Source organism: Ruegeria sp. CJ9, from assembly GCF_056536625.1.
The window spans coordinates 102,895-125,163 of record NZ_JBQFPY010000010.1; the positions used below are offsets into that span (position 1 = coordinate 102,895).

Genomic DNA, 22,269 nt, shown 5'->3' on the forward strand with positions numbered 1-22,269 from the left:
TTAGTCAGGCATATTCTCAGCGAGCCAGCGTTCCAACCAGTGGATGTTGTAGGTGCCGCTGTGAATATCGGGTTCCTGCAGGAGGTCGTGAAATAGCGGCACAGTGGTATCAATGCCGTCCACGATCAGTTCGCCCAATGCGCGTTCCAGACGCGCCAGCGCCTCGGCCCGGTCGCGGCCCTGTACGATCAGTTTGGCAATCAGTGAGTCGTAATAGGGCGGGATTGAGTAACCATCATAAAGCGCTGAATCCATCCGCACGCCCAATCCGCCGGGCGCATGATAGGCCGTGATCTTGCCCGGGCAGGGTGAGAAGTTGGGCAGTTTTTCAGCATTGATCCGAACTTCGATGGCGTGGCCATTGATTTCTAGATCGTCCTGACCGAACGACATGTCTTCACCGGCAGCCACGAGAATCTGTTCCCGCACCAGGTCGACGCCAAAGATCCCTTCGGTTACCGGGTGTTCAACCTGAAGACGGGTGTTCATCTCGATGAAATAGAACTCACCGTTTTCGTACAGGAACTCGATGGTACCCGCGCCGATATAGTTGATTTTGGCCACGGCGTCGGCACAGACCTTGCCGATCTTGGCGCGTTCCTCTGGCGTGATGCAGGGGCCAGGGGCCTCTTCAAACACCTTCTGGTGGCGACGCTGCAGCGAACAGTCGCGTTCGCCCAGATGAACCGCTTTGCCTTTGCCATCGCCAAACACCTGAATTTCGATGTGGCGCGGCGTGGTCAGGTATTTCTCAATATAGACCTCGTCATTGCCAAAGGCGGCTTTGCCCTCGGCACGTGCGGTCATGAATGCGCTTTCCATCTCATCGGCGTTCATCGCGACCTTCATGCCGCGCCCACCGCCACCTGCGGTGGCTTTGATGATAACGGGATAGCCGAAATCTTCGCCGATCTTTTTAGCGGTTGCCAGGTCAGGCACACCACCATCCGAACCGGGAACGCAGGGCACACCCAGTTGTTTCATCGTGTCTTTGGCGGTGATCTTGTCGCCCATGATGCGGATATGTTCCGCGGTGGGGCCAATAAAGGTGATGCCGTGATCTTCGACGATCTGCACGAACTCGGCATTCTCGGACAGGAAGCCGTAACCGGGGTGGATCGCCTGTGCGCCGGTGATTTCACAGGCCGAGATGATCGCGGGCATCGAAAGATAGCTCTGCGGGCTGGGCGGAGGGCCGATACATACCGATTCGTCCGCCATGCGCACATGCATCGCGTCGCTGTCAGCGGTTGAATGCACGGCGACCGTCTTAATCCCCATCTCGCGCGCTGCGCGGATGACGCGCAGGGCGATCTCGCCTCGGTTGGCAATCAGGATTTTATCGAACATGGGCCCGCCCTACTCAACGATGACCAGAGGGGTGCCGAATTCTACAGCGTCACCATCACCAACCAGAATACGCTTGATGGTGCCTGCTTTGGGCGCGTGGATATGGTTCATGGTTTTCATCGCTTCGACGATCAGCAGCGTGTCGCCTTCGGACACCGACGCGCCGACCGAAATGAACGCAGGTGCGCCCGGTTCAGCTTGCATATACACGGTGCCGACCATGGGCGAGGTTACGGCGCCGGGGTGGCTGGCCGGATCTTCCTGTGCGGCGGGGGCTTCGGCTGCTGCAGGCGCGGCGGCAGGGGCAGCAACGGGCGCGGCCGGGGCTGCGGCAGGAACGGCAACCTGAACCGGAGCAGCGGCGACCTGGTTCATGCGGCTGACGCGCACGTTCAGGCTGTCTTCTTCGCCATATTCGCGTTTGACCTGCAATTCGGTCAGATCGTTTTCGCGCAGCAATTCAGCCAGTGCCTTGATGAATGCCACATCCGCTTCGTGTTTGGTGTCTGTCATGAGTGTCCTCGACGGTTCCCCTTTGGCCCGTCTGTTCCTGCGGGCTTTGGTCTAATTACGCAGCGTTATAAGCCAAGCGCCCGGCCATGAAAAGCGCAGTCTCGGCCTGACAGATAAGGGTTTTACCCAAGTTTCCCCGGGGGGAAAGGGGCTACAGTGGCATTCCTGAAAGTTTCGCCACCAATTCGGGTAGTTTGCGTGCCCCGAATTTCTCAAGCAGGCGCGCGCGATAGGCTTCGATCGTCCGATAACTAAGGCCCAATTCAACCCCGATTTCCTTTGCGGACAGGCCACGGCAAGACATGATGGCAACCTCACGCTCGCGAACAGTCAGTTCGACCAGGGGACGTTCTTCCGAGATGTCGGAAAAGCTCCAGATGCCATGTCGGAACGGATCGTCCGGTGTTAACGAGCGCCCGCGGGCACGGCACCAGAACAGATCGCTGTTGCGCCTCCGCATGACCCGCTCATCCGTGTAATACCCGGTGTCGCGCATCACCTGCAGGCTGCGTGCGCCTATGCGCTCCCAATCGGCGACCGAGGGGTACAGATGCAACAGAGGCATGTTCCGATAATCCGCAACCTCGCCGCCAAAGGTGCGGGCGAACTGCAGGTTGCAGCGCCGGATAATCCGGTTTTCTAATTCGACTAATCCGATTGGTGCATATTCAAAGGCGGGGTCGCTCATCCAGCTATCGTGCCGGGAATTGGGTGAAATGAGAAGGGGCTGTACGCAGATTCTGATCATAGCTGGTGAACGATGCGGCGTGCAGGTGTGTTAAATTTGTAAAGTGGTTTTGAAAATTTGCGCATAACTAATAGAAAAGAACAACAAGTTTTGAAAACATCCTCAAGAAATGACTTAATAAGTTCGTTTAAGATAGGGGTAAGGGTATGCGCGATACGCTGACAGGCAGTCGCATTCGGGAAAGGCGTCAGATCGCCGGGATGCGCCAGGCTGAGCTGGCGCGGCGGGTCGGGATATCGGCATCTTACCTTAATCTTATCGAACACAACCGCCGCCGGATCGGTGGCAAGTTGCTGGTCAATATAGCGACGGTGCTGGCGGTGGAACCTTCGGTGCTGACACAGGGGATCGAAGCCACATTGATTGCCGCGCTACGCGAGGCGGCGGCTGATGCCGTTGGTCAACAGGCTGAACTGGACGGGTTAGAAGAATTCGCGGGCCGGTTCCCTGGATGGGCGGGTGTACTGGCCCAGATGCATCGGCGTGTGGTGTCGTTGGAGCGCACAGTCGAAACCTTATCTGACAGGTTGACTCATGATCCCCATCTGGCGGCGTCCATGCACGAGGTCTTGTCAACCGCTGCTGCGATTCGTTCAACCGCGGCTATTCTGGCAGACACGCAGGAAATCGAACCAGAATGGCGGGACCGGTTTCACAGCAACCTGCATCAGGATGCGGAACGCTTGGCGGATAGCTCGAAATCGCTTGTGGCTTACCTTGATGAAAGCGATTCCGCCGGGGATCATCGGGGCGTTCCGCTGGAGGATGTCGAGGCGTTTTTCGACGCCAACGGGCATCATTTCCCGCAGATCGAACAGGGTGGGCCCGGCGCTGAAATTGATCTGAGCGATCTGGATTCGGCGACAGCCAAATCCCTGACACGAGACTTTCTTGACATCTATGCTGCAGATGCCCGGGCCATGCCGCTAGAGGATGTGCAAGCGGCTTTGGCAGAATCTGCGTTGAACCCGCTGCAATTGGCGTCCCGGTTTTCGGTGGATCTTGCGACGGTGCTGCGTCGGTTGGCGGCCCTGCCGGACGGGTATCTGGGCCGCCCGACGGGTCTGGTGGTGTGTGACGCATCCGGCAGCATTCTGTTCAACAAATCCGTCCCCGGCTTTGCTATGCCGCGTTTTGGCGAAGCCTGCCCCCTGTGGCCGTTGTTTCAGGCCCTGAACAGGCCCTTGGTGCCCATTCGGCAACGCATTGTACAGCTTGGTCGGACGGCCGCTGTCTTCGACTGTTATGCCTATGCCTGGCCGCAATCCGTTTCCGGGTACGACGAGGGGCCAGTTTATCGCTCGGTGATGCTGGTACGCTCGGTCGAAGACGTGGCGCATGACGAACAGGCCGTGGCCCGGGTTGGGCCCAGTTGCAGGGTCTGCCCGCACAGCGACTGCAAGTCGCGGCGCGAACCGTCAATTCTGAGCGAAGGTTTTTGACAGTTTCCTGACACTGCGCGTAAGCTGTCGGAGACGGGTCTGCCAGTTTGTAGCCCGTCACGGGGAGGACAGATAATGAGCCGTAAGGTTCTGTTAATTGAGGATGAGCCCAACATCGCCGAGGCCATTCGGTTTCTACTGACGCGTGAGGGTTGGCAGGTGGAAACCCATGCCGAAGGCACGGACGCGTTGCAGGTCATTCAGGGGGCAAGCCCGGATCTGGTCATTCTGGACGTGATGTTGCCGGGCAAAAGTGGGATGGAGATTCTACGCGACTTGCGTGAGCTTGAAGATATGCAGGGCCTTCCGGTTTTGATGCTGACAGCCCGCGGCCAGTCCCGAGATCGCGAAATGGCTGAAAACGCCGGTGTCAGCCGCTTCATGACCAAGCCGTTTTCCAATACCGAGATGCTGACGGCAGTGCGCGACCTGCATGCGCAGGCGACACAGTCATGAGCACCGGCGAAGACCGGCCGCCCTCGGGGGTTCGGCCTTCGCTTTTTCTTGAGCGACAGAGTTATCGCCGCCGCAGGCTGTCAGACGCCGCGCGCCTGTTGCCATTTTTGGGGGCGGCGCTGCTGGCCATTCCGTTGCTGTGGCCTGATGAGCCGGGTGCGCCGGAAGGGGTGCCCCTGTCCTCAGCGATTTTTTACATCTTTGCCTGCTGGGCGGGCCTGATTGTTGCCAGCCTAGTGTTTGGCTTTGCTGCCCGGCGTATGGCCATTCCGGACGATTCCGAGCCCGAGACGGATTGATGGCCACGCTGAACGTCCTTATTCTGGTCTGCCTTGCCTATGTTGTTCTGCTGTTCGGGGTCGCGTTTGCCGCGGATCGGATGGCGGCGGCCGGGCGGGGGGCTTGGCTGCGTTCTCCACTGATCTACACACTGTCGCTGTCGATCTATTGTACGGCTTGGACGTTTTATGGCGCCGTGGGCAACGCCGCGCGGTCGGGGTTAGAGTTTGTAACCATTTACCTGGGGCCAACGCTGGTGATGGTCGGTTGGTGGTGGGGACTGCGCAAACTGGTGCGGGTCGGGCGCAGTCAGCGAGTGACCTCGATCGCTGACCTGATTTCTTCACGCTATGGCAAATCCAATACGCTGGCGATCTGTGTGACCATTCTGGCTGTGCTAGGCGGAACCCCCTACATCGCGTTGCAACTGCAATCCATTACCCTGTCGTTTTCTATCTTTGCCGAGGCTGACCCCTCGGGGCTGTATCGCGAAGGTGCCAGTGTTTTCTGGGTTGCTGCAGGGTTGGCCATCTTTGCGATCCTGTTTGGGACCCGGAACCTGGATGCCAATGAACGGCACCACGGAGTAGTGACGGCCATCGCATTGGAATCCGTGGTCAAGCTGTTCGCGCTTTTGGCGGTTGGTGCCTTTGTGGTCTGGGGCGTTGCGGGGGGCGTGGGGCCGATGATGGACCGGATCGACGCCTCTGAGATCGGTCAGTGGAATGTGGATGCGGGGCGCTGGACAACGTTTATTTTCCTCTCTGCCGCGGCTTTTATCTGCCTGCCGCGTATGTTTCAGGTGATGGTGGTTGAAAACGCGGATGAAGGGCATCTGAGGACCGCTGCCTGGGCCTTTCCGCTGTATCTGCTGTTGATGAGCCTTTTTGTGGTGCCGATCGCGGTCGTTGGTCTGGACCTGATGCCCGAAGGGTCAAATCCCGATCTGTTTGTCCTGACTGTACCCTTGTCTCAGGGCAATGATTGGTTGGCGATGTTGTCCTTTATCGGTGGCTTCTCTTCGGCCACATCGATGGTTATCGTTACCGCAATGGCGTTGTCGACCATGGTGTCAAACCATTTGGTCATGCCAATCTGGCTGAGCACGCAGGAAGGGTCCGGCTCGGTTTCGGGGGACGTTCGGAATGTCGTTCTGATGGCGCGTCGGGTGTCGATCGCTGTCATCATGGCGCTGGGTTTCTTTTACTACCGCCTGTCCGGTGGCGGCGCGGCTTTGGCGTCAATCGGATTGGTGGCCTTTGCCGGGATTTCTCAAATCCTGCCCGCACTAGTCGGCGGTCTGTTCTGGCGCGGTGCTACGCGGACCGGCGCGCTGGTGGGGCTGACGGTAGGTTTCCTGCTTTGGATATACACACTGCTGTTGCCGGGGATGAGTGGGGCGTTGATACCCGAAACGGTCGTTCAAAACGGGCCCTTCGGGTGGGGTTGGCTGCGCCCGCAGGCCCTGTTTGGGATCGAAGGTATGGACCCGATGGTACACACCGTAATGTGGTCACTGTCCCTGAATACGGTGGCGTTCTGCGTTGCATCGTTGCTAAGCGTTCCCAGCCCGTTGGAACGCCTGCAAGGAGCGCAATTCGTTAACGTTTTCGACCATTCGGTCGCGCCGCGCGGCTGGACGGGATCGGTGGCCCAGAGCGAAGATTTGATGATCATGACCCAGCGGATTTTGGGGGCGGGCCCGGCGCAAGACTTCTTTCATGCCGAGGCAGAACAGCAGGGTGGTCGCTCTAGCCTGCCGGAACCCACGCCCGCCTTTCTGGAACGTCTGGAACGGGAACTCAGCGGCTCTGTCGGTGCGGCCACAGCGCATGCGATGATTGGCCAGATCGTCGGGGGATCATCCGTTTCGGTCGAAGACCTGTTGGCGGTGGCCGACGAATCCGCGCAGTTGCTGGAGTATTCCAGCCAACTGGAGGTCAAATCCGCCGAGCTTTCCCGCACCGCGCGGCAATTGCGCGAGGCAAACACCAAGCTCACGCAAATCTCGGAACAGAAGGATAGTTTCCTTAGCCAGGTCAGCCATGAGTTGCGCACACCCATGACCTCGATCCGCGCGTTTTCCGAGATCATGCGTGACACCGACGGGCTGAGCCCCGAAGAACAGACGCGCTATGCCGCGATCATTCATGACGAAGCTTTGCGCCTGACGCGATTGTTGGATGACCTACTTGATCTTAGCGTGCTGGAAAGCGGACAGGTCAGCCTGAACGTGGGCGGGGATACGCTTCGCTCGGTTCTGGATCGGGCGGTGTCCAGTGCATTGGCCGGAACCGGGCAAACACTGACCGTCAAACGCGCGAAAGCGTCCGAGCGTATCCCGCTGTTAACCGATCTGGATCGGCTGGGGCAGGTGTTCATCAATTTGATTTCCAATGCTCAGAAATATTGTGATGCTGACGAGCCCGAACTGACAATCTCGGCCCATGATGTTGGTGGGCAAGTTGTGATTGATTTTACCGATAACGGCAGTGGCATCCCGCCCGAGTCCCGCTCGATGGTGTTCGAAAAATTCGCCCGTGTTGGCGTCGACAAAGCTGGGGGTGCCGGATTGGGTTTGGCGATCTGCCGCGAGATTATGCAGCGACTGGGCGGTGAAATCACCTATCTGCCCGGTCAGGGCGGGGCGGCCTTCCGTGTTCGGTTGCCACTGGCCTATCGGCAGGCCGCGCAATGATGTGCTTGTAAAGACATTCGTAACCAGCACCGGTTTAGACAGGGTGTCAGACGCGGAAAAACACAGCGGATTCGGGAATGTCGCAAACGGTCAGCGCAGCATTGGCGCGCAAGCTTTCAGCGGGACGGGAAGAGCAGGGCGATAAGCCACGCTCGATCTTGCGGGCGCTGCGGCTGGCTTTTGCCCGCGCGGCCGGGGACAATTTGCAACTCCCGCTTGTTGTCATAGGGGCCAAACAATCCAACCGTACGCCGGACATGCTGGCGGGGCCGGTTGGGGAAGATTGGTTGATGCTGCAGTTTATGAACAGCGATGGAATCTCTGCCGCTGTCTGCATGGATCTGGGCGCTGTTTCAGCCATCGTTCAAGTGCAAACGATTGGTGAGGTAATGGCAGGTGATCCTGCGCCACGTGCCTTCACGCACACGGATGGTGCGATGGTTGCCCCGTTGGTCGAGCAGGTCTTGGCACGGTCTGTGGAACTGGTGGATGCGCCCTTGGATCGATCCAGTTTGTTGGGGTATGAATTTTCGACGCGTTTGGCAGATTTGAGCACATTGTCACTGGCGATGGTTGAAGATACGTATCGGGTGTTTGACCTTACCGTGGAACTGGGCGGTGGCCTACGGCAGGGCCAGATTTCTGTCTTCCTGCCCGATCATCCGGCAGAGCAGGAGGGGGAGGTCAGGCAAGAGGACACAGGTCCAAACCTTGAACAGGCTTCGGGTGTTTTGCGGGCAGAGTTAAACGCGGTGATCTGCCGAATGACCTTGCCGCTGGCGTCGCTGTCTGACCTTGCCGTTGGGGATGTGCTGCCGTTGACGGGATCACGGCTGGATCGGGCGCAGGTATTGACGATCGACCGCGCGCGCGCTGCCGTTGGTCGCTTGGGGCAATGTGGCGGGATGCGCGCCGTGCGCCTGAACGAATGCGCACCGCTTACGGCGTTGACCCAATCTGAAGCCGAGGAGTTTCTGGAGGCCCGGTCGCCTGTGGCATCACATCAGGAACCGGACATACCCGCACAACCAGAGATGTCGCAGATGCCTGTCCCGTTCGATTCAATCGCACCGGAGGATTTGGAAACGAACCTGAATTTCGCCGACTCAGATCAAATGGTTGCCGAAATTTCGCAGCTGGCCGGGTTGTCGACGCCCACAACTGATCCCAATAATTCTAGCTAGTTTACTCAGTGTCGCCGCGGATCTGCTCAAGGATCGGGCGCAGGTTGTCCAGCGTGTAACCCGCTTTGGTGGTCGCGTTCAGGATGTCGTCCGCACTCATCCGATCGCACTGCCCCAATGCCCACACTACCGAACACCGCGTGCCCGAGGCGCAATAGGCCAGAACCGGTCCGCCGCAGCTTTCGGCCAACTCGCGTTGCAGGGCCACATTTTCAGGGGTCATGGTCTGGTGGGTCAGTTCCAGAACCTCGTATTCCATACCCGCCGCACGCACCGCGTCGCCGATGGCGTCTGATTGCATGTCCGCAGGAACCTCGACATTGGGCCGGTTGCAAATCACTTTGACAAAACCGGCATCGGCGATGGCTGGGACGTCCTCGACCGAAATTTGCGGCGAGACGGCGTAGCGGGGGGTAATCGGGCGAATCTCCATGGCAATTGCTTAGGCCGCGTTGGCTGCCCTGTCCAGTTGCGCGCCAAGGGTTGGGGCCGCAACCATGCCCACAATCATGGCGATGAGGAACACAATTCCGCCAACTCCACCATAGCTCAGCGAGGCAAGGGCCGGCCCGGGGCACAGCCCAACCAATCCCCAACCCATGCCAAACAGAACAGAGCCAATGATCAACTGGCGGTCCAATTCGGGTGCGGCTTTTTGCGGAAACCTCCCTCCGGTCAGTGGGCGGCGGTTGGACGTCAACCGCCATGCGACAAGCATGGGAAGGATCGCGCCAGCCATCACAAAGGCGAGCGTTGGATCCCATTGTCCGAACAAATCCAGCCAGCCCTGCACTTTGGTTGTGTCGGTCATACCAGAGATCAGCAGGCCGATTCCGAACAACGATCCTGCAAGAAATGAAATGACTACGCGCATCAGATCAGCCCCCAGACATGGCGCAGCAGAGCGACCGTTGCGATCCCAGCCATGATGTAGACGATTGTGGCGACAATGCCCCGCAGGGAAAATCGGGATATTCCGCAAACGCCGTGCCCCGATGTACACCCATTGGCGATGCGTGTGCCCAACCCCACCAATAGACCGGCGATAATCACGAGGGTGATGTTCCCGGTCAGATGAGTTTGGGCCGCGGGCAAGAGCAGGGGCCGCAGCAACAAGGGCACTCCGATCAATCCCGCAAGAAAAGCCAGCCGTTCAAGTGATCGATCACTGCCGTCGACCAGTCCGCCCAGAATGCCACTGGCCCCCATGATGCGCCCATTGCCCAGTAAATAGAGGGCAGCACCCAGCCCAATCAGAAGACCTCCGCCAAGGCCCCATATCCATTCAGGTTGCATTGTTTGTCCTTTGCGTGACAGCCGTCAATGTTTCAGAGTTTGTTCAGTGGCAGTTTTAGGTAAACGTCGCCATCTTCATCGGCTGGCGGCATCTGCCCTGCACGCATATTCACCTGCAGCGACGGCAGAATCAGGCGGGGCATGGGCAGCGTTGCATCACGGGCGTCGCGCATTTCAACGAACTCTTCGACAGAGCGTCCATGACCAATATGGACGTTCAGCGCCTTTTGCTCTCCCACGGTTGTTTCCCAAGCATATTCGTCGCGCCCCGGCGCCATGTAATCATGCCCCACAAAGACGCGCGTCTGATCCGGTAGTGCCAGAATTTTTTGGATCGATTCGTATAGCGTTGCGGACGACCCACCTGGAAAATCACAGCGCGCCGTGCCGAAATCGGGCATGAACAGAGTGTCGCCGACAAACGCGGCATCGCCAATCACATAGGTCAGGCAGGCCGGAGTGTGGCCGGGCGTATGCAGAACATCGCCGCGCATCTGACCAACGTGAAAGCTGTCGCCTTCGCGGAACAGGGCGTCGAACTGACTGCCGTCCCGCTGAAACTCGGTCCCTTCGTTAAAGATTTTACCGAAGGTTTCCTGAATGGTAACGATCTGATCCCCGATCCCGATCTTGCCGCCCAGCTTTTCCTGCAGATAGGGGGCAGCGGATAAGTGGTCGGCGTGCACATGGCTCTCCAGAATCCATTCAACCCGCAGGTTGTTCGCCCGCACGTACTCGATGATCTTATCGGCTGCGTGCGTACCCGTCCGGCCAGAGGCGTGGTCAAAATCCAGAACGCTGTCGATAATCGCGCATGCAAGCCCTTCGGGCTCTTGCGCCAAGTAGGAAACCGTAAAGGTCTCGGAGTCGAAAAACGCTTTTACTTTTGGTGTCATGTGGTCCTCCGCCTATGTCGGTAATTCATATATTAATTACGGAATATATTGCAATCAACACTGCGTGATTTGATGCGGGTCAAAGCAGGGTAGCCTCGTTTCGAGTAAAATTTAATCAAATCGCCCCCGGTCGCAAAAATAGTCCGACGAACAGGCGGTTTTCCGCGCGATTGTGTAACAATCTAAACGGGTCTTAAAACGGTCACATATATCAGACTAAATGAAGACATTTGGGAGGATAGAAATGTCGTCAGTCAATTTATACTCAGAAGCCGAACAACTTGAAGAAAAGCTCAGCGGAGCGTGCCTTGATACACGTCTGGCATTGCAACCAAGTGTGGCCAAAGTGATTCAACGGATGCGCCAGCAGGGAATGCATGTCCCGTCGCGCCTACGTCGTTTGGATGCAGCCCTGTGCGAAGATGCGATGGAAGCGCGCTTTGATAATCTGCCCGTTTGAATTCAACGGTCAGCCAAAAGAAATCCCGACGATCACCACCATCAGGCCAAGAACCGACAAAAACAGTGATGCCAGGTTCCACGGCAATACACCTTGAACAACTGCGCGCAGTTCCTCGTCCGACAGGCCAGACTTGCGCGCCTTCATCACACGCAGGATACACCAAACCAGGCCGCAGAGCCCGGCAAGCGACAGGGCGGCACCGCCCCAGGTGATGAATTCGAACATGGTTCCCCACATTTGCTTGTCAATTCCACCAGCGCTTAGCGGATCGCCACTGCTCACACAAGCCCGGCAGGATTGGGTGCTTGCGGCCCGTGCGGCAGCAATGTATCCGGCGTAGAGCCCGCTGTCACAGCATCAGATATCCACCTCTGGGAGAGACATTTATGGATGACATGACCGAAGATCAGGCCACTGCGAATTATCGTGTTACCGCGGGTGAGCTGCGCCAGTTCATCGAACGCTTTGAACGCCTGGACGCAGAAAAGAAAGACCTTGCGGAACAGCAAAAAGAGGTGATGGCGGAGGCCAAAGCCCGTGGATACGACACCAAGGTCATGCGCAAGGTAATCGCGCTGCGCAAGCGCGACAAGGACGATATTGCCGAAGAAGAGGCGGTGCTTGAGATGTACAAGGAAGCTCTTGGCATGAGCTGAAACAGGGCTGGGTCCGTCTGACGATTCTTGTCATGCGGGTCCCCCACATTCACGATCAGGGTTTTAGAACACGCACGCCCGGTACAGCACCAAGCCGTTCAAGATCCTGTTCGTACAATTCTGAAAACGCGTCCACGATCTCGGTGGACCAGCCGGGCAAGTCCAACTCTTCCTCGATTTTCTCAGGCAGCGCGTGCTCTTCAAAGATCTGCGCCAACTGTTCATGCAGGGCTGACCTGTCTTGCGGCTCAATTTGGTTGCTCAGGGCCAGCACTTTGGTTTGTCCGGCTTCATCCAGCAAAGTCGCCAACAGGTCATATTCATCCACCAGCGTCGTGCTGTCGTCCAAGCCAGTCAAAGACCGCACAATGTCCCCCCAGATAAACGGGGTGTCCTCATTGCTCCACAATGTGATTTGAACGCTGGGGGCGAGGTCCTGAATGTCTTCGATCATGCCGATCCAGCTAAGGCAGCTCAGGTCAGTGTTTCGAACAATTTCGGCACGCTCACCTTCGGGCAGCGACATCAGGAATTTGGGGATAAAGCTGCCCGGATTTCTGAGCCCTATGAACAATTCAAGTTGGTGTTCATCAAAGGCTTGCTCCAACAGCGCCATTCTGCGACCGGCTAAAGGATACAACTGCCCTTCCTGCAAGGCATCAGCCGGTTCACCCGCAAATCTTCCACTGGAAAAGATCGCGCGCTGGGTATGTGAATCGTTTGGCAGAATGCTATTGAGGTTTTGGGATAAGTCGACGGCCTTAGTTCCCAACTTTTCAAAAATGGGATTGAAGGTCCAGTTGTATCGTCGCGCGCCAAAAATCTTGACCCCGTTATTTTTCAGGATGCCTGAGTTTTTCTTCAACGAGTTCAGCACGCGGCCTTCATCTGTAAAAGCCGCGCCCGCGTGGATAGCAACCTTCATTTTCGGTTCTTGTCCTTGCTTTCAACTCTTCTAGTCGGGTTACAGCCTGCGGTCGGAACAGTCAAATCCACACCATTCTGCCCGGTTGTTTCTTCGCGTTGCCAAGAAATCCGACATTCACTAAGTTAAGATAAAAATATTGGCTTGCAGTCTCCAACAAGAGAAAGTAATCGACACTCAGTGCCCCTATAGCTCAGCTGGTAGAGCAACTGATTTGTAATCAGTAGGTCCGCGGTTCGAGTCCGTGTGGGGGCACCACAAATCATTTAAAAACAATGACTTACGAAATGCCAATGTACGTAAGATGTACGTAAGATGACGTATGGCTCGAAGCCGTATCTCGGATTCGAGCCGGTGCTCCATCGACTTTGACTTCCGGCCAAAACTAGTGATCAAGCCCGGTAAGGAATGTGCGATCTGTTTTTCGAGACGATAGGCAGTGTCGATTCTACGGGTGTTGCGCTATCACCAGTAGCAACGGCCACGAAGCCGCCATTCGCTGATGCCGCATCGTCATACGTCCACAATGGCAGCAATGCGCAGGAAGCGGACTATGCAAAGTTGAGTGGTCCACTCTCAACCGAACTATCAGACCCGTCGGCTGCAAGCTCGTTGTCATCCAAAACCGGTGAATTCTGGGCGGCAGTAGCTTTCGAGACCAACGACGGGGTAAATGCTCCAACAGCCCAAATGAACCGATCAGATTGAAATCGGATTTGCAAACGAGGTGGCTATTGGAACCTACTTAGAAGACTACGCTACCAAAACGCGCCAGTGTCGGTCGAGAATACCTTCCCAACCGTCAGAGTTCTTTAACCCGTTGGTTGTTTCCCCCATCAGCGTCATTACCATCATACGACCGCGAATTTCAGCGTCTTGAGGCCCGAAACCGGCCTGTTCGAACAACCAGGCTGAAAACTCAAACCGCTGGTCCATAGCGCGCTTATAACTCAATGCAGCGTCCGCATCAGACTTCGCCCAGACCGCAATGGCCCCGTCTGGTCTGGAAGCGTCTTCGCGAATGACCTGTTGCATCAAGAGCCTGATCCGCTCTTTCGCGGGACCTTCAAACTTTATTGCATCCTCAATGATGTGCCCGGTCAAAGCTTCTTCCCAATAGGTTAAAACGGCGTCGAGTAAATCTTTTAAATTCTTGAAGTGCCAATAGAAACTTCCGCTCGTCAACCCCAACCTACGCGCAATAGCGACGACCTTTACGCCTTCTATTCCGCGCTCTCTCAAAACGTCCAGCGTCGCAAGCAACCAATCCTCGCGCGACGCTTTTTCCTTTTTTTCGATTACTGCCATTCCGCTTTCCATAGAGGCCTCTATTGACATAGAGAAGTCTATGGTACTACCGTAGAGATGTCTATGGTTGACTTGAGAATCACGCTTTTGTGACATGCTTAGCCACGTCTAAAGGGAGGGGGAACTATGAATAGATTACTCATTTCCACGACAAGTGCAGTTTTGGCGCTTGGGCTTGCGGTCAGTGGATCCGCGTTGGCGCAGAATATGCTTCCAAAAGGTCGAACGGCTGCAGCAATCGAAGACGGAACCTATCCGGCGTCCTATTTCCCAAACACTGAAATTCTCGGTGAAAGCGAGATGCGGATCACCGCATTGGGCACGGGGATGCCAAACCAAACAAAAGCGGCCGTTTCCATTTCGTTCCTAGTCGAGTTGGGCAATGGGGATACCTTTCTTTTCGACGTTGGCACCGGATCTACTGGCAACCTTTTTTCATTGCGACCAGATTTCTCAAAGATCGATAAAGTCTTTTTCAGCCATCTGCATGTAGACCATGTCGGTGACTTCATGGGTCTTCACGTTGGAGGCTGGCTCTCTGGCCGCTACACCCCGCTTCGTATTTTCGGTCCGTCCGGATCCGAGGAAGAACTGGGCACCAAGGCATATGTAGACGGTATGTCGAAGGCTTATGCTTGGGACCTTGCGACCAGAACCGGTGCTTTGCCGGATGAGGGTGCGAAACTTGATGTCACCGAATTCGATTACATGCAGGAGAACGAGATCGTTTACCAAGAAAACGATGTCATCATTCGTTCCTGGCCGGCGATCCACAGCCTCGATGGCTCGGTCAGTTATTCCCTTGAATGGAACGGGCTAAAGTACGTCTTTGGCGGAGATACCTACCCGAATAAATGGTATGTCGAGTATGCCAAAGACGCAGACTTAGCGTCTCACGAAGCGTTTTTGCCGCCAGATGCGTTGGCACCCTACTTTGGCTGGGACATGAAGCAGGCAACTTATGTCGCCACCCGCGTCCACACCGAACCCGCGGCTTTTGGCAAGGTCATGTCAGCGGTCAAGCCTCGCATGGCACTGGGATACCATTCTGTTCTTTCACCAGAAAACTACCAGGCGATTTTGGAAGGCGTTCGTTCGACGTATGACGGGCCGCTGACGCTAGCGCGCGATCTTCAGGTAATCAATGTCACCAAGGATCAGATTGTTGTCCGGGAGGCCAGCGTGGATGACTATGCCCTGCCACCGGCAGTCAGCGACGAATATATCAAGGCGCCTCGCTCGAAGGAAAAAGAGCCATCTGACAAGGTGACTGCTGGCAAGTGGGAAGGATACACCCCGCCGCCGATGCCGGATCAATAACAACAACTTCGCTGTATCCGCGCGGCCAGATCACAGGTCGCGCGGGACAAAACGGCAAATGTCTTCCCATGAGAATGACGGCTGCGTCACAGACGCGTGTCGAGAACTGGGGAACTCATTGCCCAGGCAAGTGATGGAACGAAAGCATTGCCAATGAACTTGTCACGGAACACAGTAAGCAAACCACCGGGCCGTGTCAGATACATGCTGGCACTTGTGACGGCAATGGTTTTGCCGATTGGGGCGCAAGGAGATGTGACGCCTTACAGCGGGGCGGAAGTCGCTGACAACATAGCCGTCTTACGAATTGAAGACGAAGGTATTCACCTGGATCTGGAAATATATCCTCGGGACTTAGCGGCCTTCGCCGCGACACTGTCATCTGGAGAATGGTCGGAACCACGGCCGGAATTGGTCACATATGACGTGGCATCCGACAAAGGCCTTGAAAATTTCTTGATAGTTCGCGGCGACGGAACTCCGTTGCCATTGCGATCCCTGACTGCGGAGCGCCGCAAAAGGATCGACCGCGCATCTCCTCTTGCCGGAATGACCGATCCTATCACCGGCAACAAAATTCCGGCACCTCCTGATGATCCTGAAGTAATCTACGTTAGAGCATTCTATGACTTTGAAGGCCTCAAACCCGAGAAATTGATCATCCGCCCTCCGCTGGCCAAAGACGAAGACACTGCGGTATCGATTGGCTTCATGGTCTTTGATCGCGCCGTTCCGGTCACCCGATTCAGTTTTCTCAGCAAAGAATCGCGATTTACGATCAACTGGTCGGACCCCTGGTTTACTGCATTTGCCAACGCTAACCTCAACCGCTCAGCCCAAAGCGGGACGACATCCTATCTGTATGTCGCTCCACGCGAACTCCGCCACGAGGTCCTGATCCGGTCTCGTGATCTTGCACCCTGGATCGATCAAACCCTGGGTACCGGATCAAATCTGGATCCTGCGTTACAGTCACAGATTCTTGCGGATGCACTGAACGAATTCGCAACCAAGAACCCAGTCGCCATCGAGGGCGAGCAGGTAATGCCTTCGAACGTGCGCGGTTCGTTCCTGACGCTCGGGGAACGCGGGTTTCAGGTTGTTGATGGCCCCTCAACGCTTAATGCTGATACGACGTTCATCGGCGTGATATCGTCTTATCCTATTCCAACTTTGCCAAAGGAGGCGTCTGTCACCTGGGACATGTTCGGCGATACGATCCACGAAGTTCCTGTGACGCTGACGGATGTTGCTGGTCCGTTCCTGGATTGGGCGACGCCTGAGAATGCCAAGATCACGTGGGAAAATCACCTGAAACGATATGCCGAGCCTGAGGTTTCTCGGGTGAAGGCTCAAGGTGTTGTGTTTGTGCCTCTGTGGACACTGTTTACCGTTGGCCTTTCAGCTCTGGTCGGCCTGATCGCCATACTAACTTCCCAGAAGCACCTGCGGATTGGATTATCCGTGCTTACAATCGGCTGTCTTCTTATCGGGTCGGTATTCTGGAATTCACGATCCGTCTCATTGATAAGCCCGACTTCTGATCAAGCCGCAGACCATGTCGCTGCGGATGCTTTTTCCCAGCTCATAGCCAACGTCTATGTTGCAGCCCTCGAAGTGTCGCCAGAAAAACGCAGCGAGGCGCTAGCCCCAATCGTTCTGAATGTTGACCTTGTTGAGGTGTCTGCAGAACTGGAAGCAAGCTTGGGGATCCGGGTACCCGGTGGTGGCCTCGCGCAGATCGCTGAGGTCACGGATGTCGTCATAGTAGACGGTGGATTGAATAGATACGGAGCGTTTGAAGGCGTTGCGCAATGGCGGGTCGACGCGCGCGCGGGCCATTGGGGTCATGATCACCGTCGAAGGGTGGAATACCGCGCAAGGGTCGAGTTCCGACCTGAGCGAGGTAGCTGGAAAGTTAGAGCAATCACTGTGTTGGAGGCGCGTGCACCGGATGTCTAAGCGGATAAGCAGAGCTTTGTTGGTTTTTGTCACAACCTGCCTGATAGTGTTCGCGGTTACGAGCCACGCGCATTTTCTACTGAACCTGAACGTTCGGGTATTCCACGTTGAACACACCAGCGACGGGTTGCGTATCCATCTTCGACTGCCCATGCCTTACCTTGTCGCGGACAAAACGGGAGCAATTGGGGCAGATGGCCTTCCGTCCGCTGCTCCGTTTACGACAAATGCCCTTGAGGACGGCAATGTCGTGCATTTTGCCGACACCGCTCAACTGGATGCTGACCCGCTCGGGCTCGGTCGAATCGCTGAGGCCGGAACAATTGTCGAAGTGCAAGGTCAGCGCGTAGCAGGAAACGTGGAGTCTGTGGCAATCCATCGGGTGGGCGAAGAACCGGGATTTGCTACTCTGAACGAGGCCCAAAATGCGGTGTTTGAGGGATCAACTCTGTCGCTCGATCTGCCTGTATATGTTGGCGATGTCATCGTCGATGTCGCCGTACGGTATGACCTGAAAACCACCCCGTCTACCTATGCGCTGTCAAACGCTCTGAACCCCGGATTGCCAGACCAGGAAATGACCGCGAACCTCATCCTAGACTACGGCTCCAGCGACCCACTTGTCTTTCGAACGCGGGGTCTGATGGAAGATCCGGTTGAGATTTCAAGGTCGAGTTTCGCAGGAATCGTGACTTTCATTTGGGAGGGTGTGCGCCACATTCTCGAAGGCATCGATCATGTATTGTTTGTTGTTTGCCTTGTCATCGGCGCGCCTGAACTGCGGGCGCTACTCTGGCGTGTCACCGGGTTTACAGTTGGCCACAGCGTAACACTTTCGCTTGGCTTCTTTGGCTATGTTCCATCCGGTGCATGGTTTGTCCCTTTGGTAGAAACAGGGATTGCGCTCTCAATCATCTACGCAGCTGTTCTGGCCATAGAGCGAGAAGGTTCGGGGCCAAACGCCAACAGAAAGGTTTTCGTAGTGACCGTCCTGATGGGATTGCTTCACGGCCTGGGCTTTAGTTTCGTGCTGCATGAAATCCTGCAAGTGACTTCGCCCAATATTTGGCAGAGCCTATTGGCATTCAACATCGGCGTGGAAGTTGGTCAAGTCGCAATCGTTCTGGTGACGTGGCCGCTCCTAAATTCGATTTCAAAATTTGGCCCAACTCCTGAGTTTACGCTCAGAGTTTCGATAGCTATCGGCTGCGGAGCTATCGCGAGTTGGTGGACATTCGAGCGTGGGAAAAACTTTCTGGACTTACTTTCAATTTAGCCGGTTACGAACGACAGCTTTGGGCTGCGACCTGCCGACTGCGACTGCAGGAGACAGATAGCCTCGGGATGGCCGGTTTGGGCTCAATTTGACACTTCGCCTTTGCTTTACTTGTGTGCTGGGTGATTGGTCAGCGTATTCGAGTATTGAAAGGTGTCTTTCGTCGTGAAGTGTTCTCCAAATGAGCGTGACATGCACCAGATATAGGCTTGCGGAAAGACCAGTGTTTCTGCTGAAGTCCGGACTAGATGTGATGTATTGAAAGGAGAGTGTTTTCTAAAATTGCTTGATGCTTTTTTGGGGAAATAGAGCGTTACGTCAACTAATAGGGAGACCATCACCTTTCAGGTGAAAAGACGTAAGATGTACGTAACGCGCATAAAATTTTCCTGTAAGTTGTTGATTTTATTGGCGTCAGAATCCGTGTGGGGGGGCACCACGAAACTCATGAAAGTACTTAAATATCAGAGCGTTAAAGCGCAGTCGCTAGATTCGAAGGTGACACAAGAGGTGACGTTATGCCTCTAGTCATCGCTGAACTTGGAGCGATCATGATCTTAGCAAAGCACGTAACGCAGAAGAAAGAGGGTGGTGTTAACCAAGTCCTAAGCGGTCACGGTCGTGAGAACGAGGTGAACCTCTTTTTGGATGTCTGCGTGCAACAGCTGCCATCGACATATTTAATCCGAAATGATCGACCATCGTCGTCCAAGCCAATTTCCAGCAGCTTCTGGCACTGGCCGCCAAGATATTCAGAATAGTTTCTTTTTTGTTGCATCCAGTGACGTTTCGATAGGGGCAGGCGCTATGGGCTGTTCAGCTCAACTCGATGGTATTGCCGAAAAAATAAATGCTGGAAGGTTTCGTTATACTTTGTATGAACTCCACCCATTCTTCTCCGTAAACCTGCTCGAAAGATTCCGGGTAGGCCCAGACTGCATTGTGGTAGGTAAATGTGGTCAGCAAAACACCTAGCGTGCAGGCGCTGGCAAATTCCTTTTGCTTACCTTTGAAAAGCATCGAAACAAACAGACCAGCCATGCTTGCAAGACCAATTCCGACAATGTCTTGCGCGCCGGGTTGCCCACTTCCGGGCACGTTAACCAACTGAGACTGAAAATAGCGTGTCAGAAAAACTGCAATGGCACCTAGGAAAAAGGCTCCGATGAAAGAACCGGGGTATGCCAATCGTACCCAGATGCTGTCTGTTCTGCCAGGAGTAGCTTTGCTGGCGGCCACTTCGGCGCGATGATTGATGCTTGTGACGCGGTCCTGAAAGGACTTTTGTTCTTTCTGCATAATAATACTCAGGGACCTTGATGAATCATCTCAATCAAACACCCCTCGGAGTAGCGAAGCTGTAATGAGCGTGCAACCCTGGCGCGTGTGATCCTGTTCTGAGTAGAGCTTGCGCATCATTTTGGGAAATCACATGAGGTTGCGTAGCAAGCGTGTGGGTCGCCAACAAGCTGCGTGCTTTTTGGCCTACGCAAGCATTTGCAGCCGGGATGTTTGCCGGTTCTCTTGGCGGCAAGCAACTTGCGGCTTTTCAATCACTTTGGTTGGCAGTATGAGTTTCGGAAGTCACCCGCTTTACAGCTTTGGTGGCGCGCGGATGTGGCGAAACTGGTAAACGCAAGGGACTTAAAATCCCTCGCCCTAGGGCTTGCGGGTTCGATCCCCGCCATCCGCACCAATTTTTACTGAAATGAGATAGTGCCAGATTGCCTTTGCCCGAGATTACAGCCGGCTTGGCAGGCAATGCGGCGACTGATCAGCAAGATGGATGGCAGCTGAAGAGGGCATTTAAGTACGGTTCTAATGATGTATGATCAGACCGGGAAACCAAGTTGGTTGATCAGGCGCCAGATATCACGGTTTGCCGTCGACAATTGCGCTACGATGCTTTCGATTTCCTGAATGGCCTTTTCATCAACCGTGTCTTCACGCCCCAGCTTAATATCGGTCTTTCGGTCCGCAATGCGCATCAGGATGGTCTTGGGGTTCCCGCTGTCGGCATCAAAGGAATAGATGCAATGGTTATACCTGTTCCGAATGGACGACAGTTTGGCCAGCCGTTGCGTGTGGGCCAGGATCGGATCGCGAATTTCGGCAGGGCGGCCTTCCATCTTGGCAAGACGTTCAACCAGATCGATCCGGGCGCGCGTCGTGTTGAGCGTCAAGAAGATGATAACGGCGACGTCCTTGTTGGTGCCGCTCAGCCCGGCAATCAGATGGATCAACAGGCTTTCTGTGTTGGTCCACATGTAGTTCAGTTTGCCGACCAGCAAGATTAAGCGGTCAAAGCGGGTTTCCAGCGTCTCAGTCAATGGTTTGTCCGTGCGCTTCATCGGACGCCACTTCGAAATAGAACTGTGCTGCCGCGGTCCGGTTGCTTACACCGATCTTACCGGCAACATTGTGCATGTGCAGCTTTACCGTGTGCTCAGTGATGCCGAGGTTCGACGCGATGATCTTGTTGCTTTGCCCTTTCGAGACAAGGTGCAGAACCTGTTTTTCCCGCCGCGTCAGCCGGGAATAGATCGGATTAGGTTTCTTTGGATTTTGCTCTGGCTTTGCGGGTGTTTCACGCAGCAAGCGGGGTTTATTCTGATTTTGCAGATTTGACACGCAATCAGCCATAAAGCACGGCAGATACAATTCCTCATGCATCAGCAGGCGCAGAATGGACCGCCACACATCCGGTGCAACATTCATGGGAAGATAGCCGACATCCCCGAACTGCCCCCGATCCCAGTTTTCGAACAGAAAACGGGCCGAGTCCTCTTTGCGGTACGCAAAGGCCAAACAACCTGATCCGGTTGCTTCGGTATAGACCTGCGGGCGGGCCAACAAATCGTCTAACATAATCTGGTCGACAACAACTACTTTGCCAGCCGCGGCAACTGGGGCGCCGGAAGTTTTCAAGTCGGCGATGTCGTCATACCGATGAGCGGCCACACCGAATTCGGATTGAACGCTTCGCAGTGTCTGGTTGGAAAAGAAGAGTTCCTTGCCGATGAAATTGATCGAGAAATCTTCGGTACTAACATCAAGTTGGGCAATATTATCCTGCAACGGATTGCTCATTATTTCCCCCTATAAACCCACGCCACAAAATCGGTGACGAAATCGTAAACAACAATCGGAACACAAATTAACGGCAAATTAGCCGACAGTCCTGACCGACTATACCTGAAAGTCTAATTTTCTTCAATAATTCGTATCGCCCTGCCAATTGGGACTAGAACTATTGATTAGGTTCGCCATGGCCGTTCTCGTAAAAGTAGAGAAAAATTATGGATTTAACCGAGTGGTCGAATTTCCGCCGCATTTTCGTGTATTTGCGCGTTAATTTTGGGTTAATTTTTAAAATTTTAAATTAAATCAGCATCTTACCATATCTAATGCTTTAGGGCAGCTATTCAGACAGCCTTCACGCTGCAACCATGTCCCTGCTTCAATTTGAGAAGCTTGGTTCCTGACGTGTCCGCGAT

At 55.1% G+C, this 22,269-nt stretch carries 23 protein-coding genes and 2 tRNA genes; 12 read left to right on the plus strand and 13 right to left on the minus strand.

What is annotated here, in order from left to right; genetic code table 11:
• The 3 genes from accC to ACR0AJ_RS18320 all read right to left on the minus strand — a co-directional run bounded on the left by accC (window position 1) and on the right by ACR0AJ_RS18320 (window position 2,551).
• Window positions 1-1,350, minus strand: a complete 1,350-nt coding sequence (gene accC, locus ACR0AJ_RS18310) for an acetyl-CoA carboxylase biotin carboxylase subunit (protein WP_170351337.1) — start codon at window positions 1,348-1,350, stop codon at window positions 1-3.
• Between the two features lie 9 nt (window positions 1,351-1,359).
• Window positions 1,360-1,863: an acetyl-CoA carboxylase biotin carboxyl carrier protein gene (accB, locus tag ACR0AJ_RS18315; protein WP_170351336.1), complete on the minus strand. Its 504-nt coding sequence runs from the start codon at window positions 1,861-1,863 to the stop codon at window positions 1,360-1,362.
• Window positions 1,864-2,014: 151 nt separating this feature from the next.
• Window positions 2,015-2,551, minus strand: coding sequence for a LuxR C-terminal-related transcriptional regulator (locus ACR0AJ_RS18320; protein WP_170351335.1), 537 nt, complete (start codon window positions 2,549-2,551; stop codon window positions 2,015-2,017).
• Window positions 2,552-2,757: 206 nt separating this feature from the next.
• Here ACR0AJ_RS18320 and ACR0AJ_RS18325 point away from each other — a divergent pair, with 206 nt between their 5' ends.
• The 5 genes from ACR0AJ_RS18325 to ACR0AJ_RS18345 all read left to right on the plus strand — a co-directional run bounded on the left by ACR0AJ_RS18325 (window position 2,758) and on the right by ACR0AJ_RS18345 (window position 8,670).
• Window positions 2,758-4,053 carry a helix-turn-helix transcriptional regulator gene (locus ACR0AJ_RS18325; RefSeq protein ID WP_170379193.1) on the plus strand — a complete coding sequence of 432 codons (1,296 nt, stop codon included), beginning with the start codon at window positions 2,758-2,760 and terminating at the stop codon, window positions 4,051-4,053.
• A 75-nt stretch (window positions 4,054-4,128) separates the two neighbouring features.
• Window positions 4,129-4,509, plus strand: a complete 381-nt coding sequence (locus ACR0AJ_RS18330) for a response regulator transcription factor (protein ID WP_480664327.1) — start codon at window positions 4,129-4,131, stop codon at window positions 4,507-4,509.
• Entirely contained in the window at window positions 4,506-4,808 is a 303-nt protein-coding gene (locus tag ACR0AJ_RS18335) for a hypothetical protein (protein ID WP_170351332.1), read from the plus strand. Before ACR0AJ_RS18330 ends, ACR0AJ_RS18335 begins: the two co-directional genes overlap by 4 nt.
• Window positions 4,808-7,486, plus strand: coding sequence for an ATP-binding protein (locus tag ACR0AJ_RS18340; RefSeq protein WP_480741541.1), 2,679 nt, complete (start codon window positions 4,808-4,810; stop codon window positions 7,484-7,486). The genes ACR0AJ_RS18335 and ACR0AJ_RS18340 overlap by 1 nt, the downstream gene beginning before the upstream one ends.
• A gap of 77 nt (window positions 7,487-7,563) precedes the next feature.
• Window positions 7,564-8,670 (plus strand): flagellar motor switch protein FliM, encoded by a 1,107-nt coding sequence (locus tag ACR0AJ_RS18345; RefSeq protein WP_170414417.1) that lies wholly within the window; start codon window positions 7,564-7,566, stop codon window positions 8,668-8,670.
• 1 nt (window position 8,671) lies between these two features.
• Here the strand turns inward: ACR0AJ_RS18345 and ACR0AJ_RS18350 are convergent, their stop codons facing one another.
• Genes ACR0AJ_RS18350 through ACR0AJ_RS18365 form a run of 4 tightly spaced genes read right to left on the minus strand, consistent with a single transcriptional unit; the run spans window position 8,672 to window position 10,862 of the window.
• Complete coding sequence (locus ACR0AJ_RS18350) at window positions 8,672-9,103, minus strand: protein tyrosine phosphatase family protein (RefSeq protein ID WP_170362573.1); 432 nt, start codon at window positions 9,101-9,103, stop codon at window positions 8,672-8,674.
• Window positions 9,104-9,112: 9 nt separating this feature from the next.
• The gene (locus ACR0AJ_RS18355) at window positions 9,113-9,544 is read right to left on the minus strand and encodes a DUF6691 family protein (RefSeq protein ID WP_480741542.1); all 432 of its coding nucleotides are present in this window, start codon (window positions 9,542-9,544) and stop codon (window positions 9,113-9,115) included.
• Complete coding sequence (locus tag ACR0AJ_RS18360; protein WP_170362575.1) at window positions 9,544-9,966, minus strand: YeeE/YedE family protein; 423 nt, start codon at window positions 9,964-9,966, stop codon at window positions 9,544-9,546. The genes ACR0AJ_RS18355 and ACR0AJ_RS18360 overlap by 1 nt, the downstream gene beginning before the upstream one ends.
• Window positions 9,967-9,998: 32 nt before the next feature.
• Window positions 9,999-10,862, minus strand: coding sequence for an MBL fold metallo-hydrolase (locus tag ACR0AJ_RS18365; RefSeq protein WP_480741544.1), 864 nt, complete (start codon window positions 10,860-10,862; stop codon window positions 9,999-10,001).
• Window positions 10,863-11,106: 244 nt separating this feature from the next.
• Between ACR0AJ_RS18365 and ACR0AJ_RS18370 the strand changes: the two genes are divergently transcribed.
• Window positions 11,107-11,322 (plus strand): hypothetical protein, encoded by a 216-nt coding sequence (locus tag ACR0AJ_RS18370; RefSeq protein WP_170351325.1) that lies wholly within the window; start codon window positions 11,107-11,109, stop codon window positions 11,320-11,322.
• Window positions 11,323-11,331: 9 nt separating this feature from the next.
• On the opposite strand, the gene ACR0AJ_RS18375 is transcribed toward ACR0AJ_RS18370, so the two are convergent.
• Entirely contained in the window at window positions 11,332-11,550 is a 219-nt protein-coding gene (locus ACR0AJ_RS18375) for a hypothetical protein (RefSeq protein WP_170351324.1), read from the minus strand.
• A 161-nt stretch (window positions 11,551-11,711) separates the two neighbouring features.
• On the opposite strand from ACR0AJ_RS18375, the gene ACR0AJ_RS18380 reads away from it, so the two are divergent.
• The gene (locus ACR0AJ_RS18380) at window positions 11,712-11,981 is read left to right on the plus strand and encodes a DUF2312 domain-containing protein (RefSeq protein ID WP_058282431.1); all 270 of its coding nucleotides are present in this window, start codon (window positions 11,712-11,714) and stop codon (window positions 11,979-11,981) included.
• Between the two features lie 55 nt (window positions 11,982-12,036).
• Here the strand turns inward: ACR0AJ_RS18380 and ACR0AJ_RS18385 are convergent, their stop codons facing one another.
• Window positions 12,037-12,906: a hypothetical protein gene (locus ACR0AJ_RS18385; RefSeq protein ID WP_480741547.1), complete on the minus strand. Its 870-nt coding sequence runs from the start codon at window positions 12,904-12,906 to the stop codon at window positions 12,037-12,039.
• A gap of 182 nt (window positions 12,907-13,088) precedes the next feature.
• Between ACR0AJ_RS18385 and ACR0AJ_RS18390 the strand changes: the two genes are divergently transcribed.
• Window positions 13,089-13,164: transfer RNA gene (locus ACR0AJ_RS18390), tRNA-Thr, on the plus strand.
• 495 nt (window positions 13,165-13,659) lie between these two features.
• Here ACR0AJ_RS18390 and ACR0AJ_RS18395 read toward each other — a convergent pair.
• The gene (locus tag ACR0AJ_RS18395) at window positions 13,660-14,214 is read right to left on the minus strand and encodes a TetR/AcrR family transcriptional regulator (RefSeq protein WP_480741548.1); all 555 of its coding nucleotides are present in this window, start codon (window positions 14,212-14,214) and stop codon (window positions 13,660-13,662) included.
• A 195-nt stretch (window positions 14,215-14,409) separates the two neighbouring features.
• Here ACR0AJ_RS18395 and gntH point away from each other — a divergent pair, with 195 nt between their 5' ends.
• The 3 genes from gntH to ACR0AJ_RS18410 all read left to right on the plus strand — a co-directional run bounded on the left by gntH (window position 14,410) and on the right by ACR0AJ_RS18410 (window position 18,772).
• On the plus strand, window positions 14,410-15,534 hold the full coding sequence (gene gntH / locus ACR0AJ_RS18400) for a guanitoxin biosynthesis MBL fold metallo-hydrolase GntH (protein ID WP_480741550.1): 1,125 nt from the start codon (window positions 14,410-14,412) through the stop codon (window positions 15,532-15,534).
• Between the two features lie 204 nt (window positions 15,535-15,738).
• On the plus strand, window positions 15,739-17,496 hold the full coding sequence (locus tag ACR0AJ_RS18405; protein ID WP_480741552.1) for a hypothetical protein: 1,758 nt from the start codon (window positions 15,739-15,741) through the stop codon (window positions 17,494-17,496).
• Window positions 17,497-17,515: 19 nt separating this feature from the next.
• Complete coding sequence (locus ACR0AJ_RS18410; protein WP_480741554.1) at window positions 17,516-18,772, plus strand: HupE/UreJ family protein; 1,257 nt, start codon at window positions 17,516-17,518, stop codon at window positions 18,770-18,772.
• Between the two features lie 816 nt (window positions 18,773-19,588).
• On the opposite strand, the gene ACR0AJ_RS18415 is transcribed toward ACR0AJ_RS18410, so the two are convergent.
• Entirely contained in the window at window positions 19,589-20,071 is a 483-nt protein-coding gene (locus ACR0AJ_RS18415; RefSeq protein WP_170351290.1) for a hypothetical protein, read from the minus strand.
• A 312-nt stretch (window positions 20,072-20,383) separates the two neighbouring features.
• On the opposite strand from ACR0AJ_RS18415, the gene ACR0AJ_RS18420 reads away from it, so the two are divergent.
• Window positions 20,384-20,468: transfer RNA gene (locus ACR0AJ_RS18420), tRNA-Leu, on the plus strand.
• A gap of 136 nt (window positions 20,469-20,604) precedes the next feature.
• Here the strand turns inward: ACR0AJ_RS18420 and ACR0AJ_RS18425 are convergent.
• Both ACR0AJ_RS18425 and ACR0AJ_RS18430 read right to left on the minus strand, forming a co-directional pair.
• Window positions 20,605-21,123: a hypothetical protein gene (locus ACR0AJ_RS18425; RefSeq protein WP_170398754.1), complete on the minus strand. Its 519-nt coding sequence runs from the start codon at window positions 21,121-21,123 to the stop codon at window positions 20,605-20,607.
• Window positions 21,095-21,862, minus strand: coding sequence for a helix-turn-helix domain-containing protein (locus ACR0AJ_RS18430; RefSeq protein WP_170351288.1), 768 nt, complete (start codon window positions 21,860-21,862; stop codon window positions 21,095-21,097). The genes ACR0AJ_RS18425 and ACR0AJ_RS18430 overlap by 29 nt, the downstream gene beginning before the upstream one ends.
• Window positions 21,863-22,269 lie beyond the last annotated feature (407 nt).

What these genes read in the sequence shown, in the direction of transcription:
- ACR0AJ_RS18405 (WP_480741552.1), top strand. Translation starts at nt 15,739, where the DNA reads ATGCTGGCACTTGTGACGGCAATGGTTTTGCCGATTGGGGCGCAAGGA.
- ACR0AJ_RS18425 (WP_170398754.1), bottom strand. Translation starts at nt 21,123, where the DNA reads ATGAAGCGCACGGACAAACCATTGACTGAGACGCTGGAAACCCGCTTT.
- ACR0AJ_RS18380 (WP_058282431.1), top strand. Translation starts at nt 11,712, where the DNA reads ATGGATGACATGACCGAAGATCAGGCCACTGCGAATTATCGTGTTACC.
- ACR0AJ_RS18365 (WP_480741544.1), bottom strand. Translation starts at nt 10,862, where the DNA reads ATGACACCAAAAGTAAAAGCGTTTTTCGACTCCGAGACCTTTACGGTT.
- ACR0AJ_RS18385 (WP_480741547.1), bottom strand. Translation starts at nt 12,906, where the DNA reads ATGAAGGTTGCTATCCACGCGGGCGCGGCTTTTACAGATGAAGGCCGC.
- ACR0AJ_RS18395 (WP_480741548.1), bottom strand. Translation starts at nt 14,214, where the DNA reads ATGGCAGTAATCGAAAAAAAGGAAAAAGCGTCGCGCGAGGATTGGTTG.
- ACR0AJ_RS18415 (WP_170351290.1), bottom strand. Translation starts at nt 20,071, where the DNA reads ATGCAGAAAGAACAAAAGTCCTTTCAGGACCGCGTCACAAGCATCAAT.
- ACR0AJ_RS18345 (WP_170414417.1), top strand. Translation starts at nt 7,564, where the DNA reads ATGTCGCAAACGGTCAGCGCAGCATTGGCGCGCAAGCTTTCAGCGGGA.
- ACR0AJ_RS18325 (WP_170379193.1), top strand. Translation starts at nt 2,758, where the DNA reads ATGCGCGATACGCTGACAGGCAGTCGCATTCGGGAAAGGCGTCAGATC.
- ACR0AJ_RS18430 (WP_170351288.1), bottom strand. Translation starts at nt 21,862, where the DNA reads ATGAGCAATCCGTTGCAGGATAATATTGCCCAACTTGATGTTAGTACC.
- ACR0AJ_RS18355 (WP_480741542.1), bottom strand. Translation starts at nt 9,544, where the DNA reads ATGCGCGTAGTCATTTCATTTCTTGCAGGATCGTTGTTCGGAATCGGC.
- ACR0AJ_RS18320 (WP_170351335.1), bottom strand. Translation starts at nt 2,551, where the DNA reads ATGAGCGACCCCGCCTTTGAATATGCACCAATCGGATTAGTCGAATTA.
- ACR0AJ_RS18330 (WP_480664327.1), top strand. Translation starts at nt 4,129, where the DNA reads ATGAGCCGTAAGGTTCTGTTAATTGAGGATGAGCCCAACATCGCCGAG.
- ACR0AJ_RS18350 (WP_170362573.1), bottom strand. Translation starts at nt 9,103, where the DNA reads ATGGAGATTCGCCCGATTACCCCCCGCTACGCCGTCTCGCCGCAAATT.
- ACR0AJ_RS18335 (WP_170351332.1), top strand. Translation starts at nt 4,506, where the DNA reads ATGAGCACCGGCGAAGACCGGCCGCCCTCGGGGGTTCGGCCTTCGCTT.
- ACR0AJ_RS18340 (WP_480741541.1), top strand. Translation starts at nt 4,808, where the DNA reads ATGGCCACGCTGAACGTCCTTATTCTGGTCTGCCTTGCCTATGTTGTT.
- ACR0AJ_RS18375 (WP_170351324.1), bottom strand. Translation starts at nt 11,550, where the DNA reads ATGTTCGAATTCATCACCTGGGGCGGTGCCGCCCTGTCGCTTGCCGGG.
- ACR0AJ_RS18360 (WP_170362575.1), bottom strand. Translation starts at nt 9,966, where the DNA reads ATGCAACCTGAATGGATATGGGGCCTTGGCGGAGGTCTTCTGATTGGG.
- ACR0AJ_RS18370 (WP_170351325.1), top strand. Translation starts at nt 11,107, where the DNA reads ATGTCGTCAGTCAATTTATACTCAGAAGCCGAACAACTTGAAGAAAAG.
- accC (WP_170351337.1), bottom strand. Translation starts at nt 1,350, where the DNA reads ATGTTCGATAAAATCCTGATTGCCAACCGAGGCGAGATCGCCCTGCGC.
- accB (WP_170351336.1), bottom strand. Translation starts at nt 1,863, where the DNA reads ATGACAGACACCAAACACGAAGCGGATGTGGCATTCATCAAGGCACTG.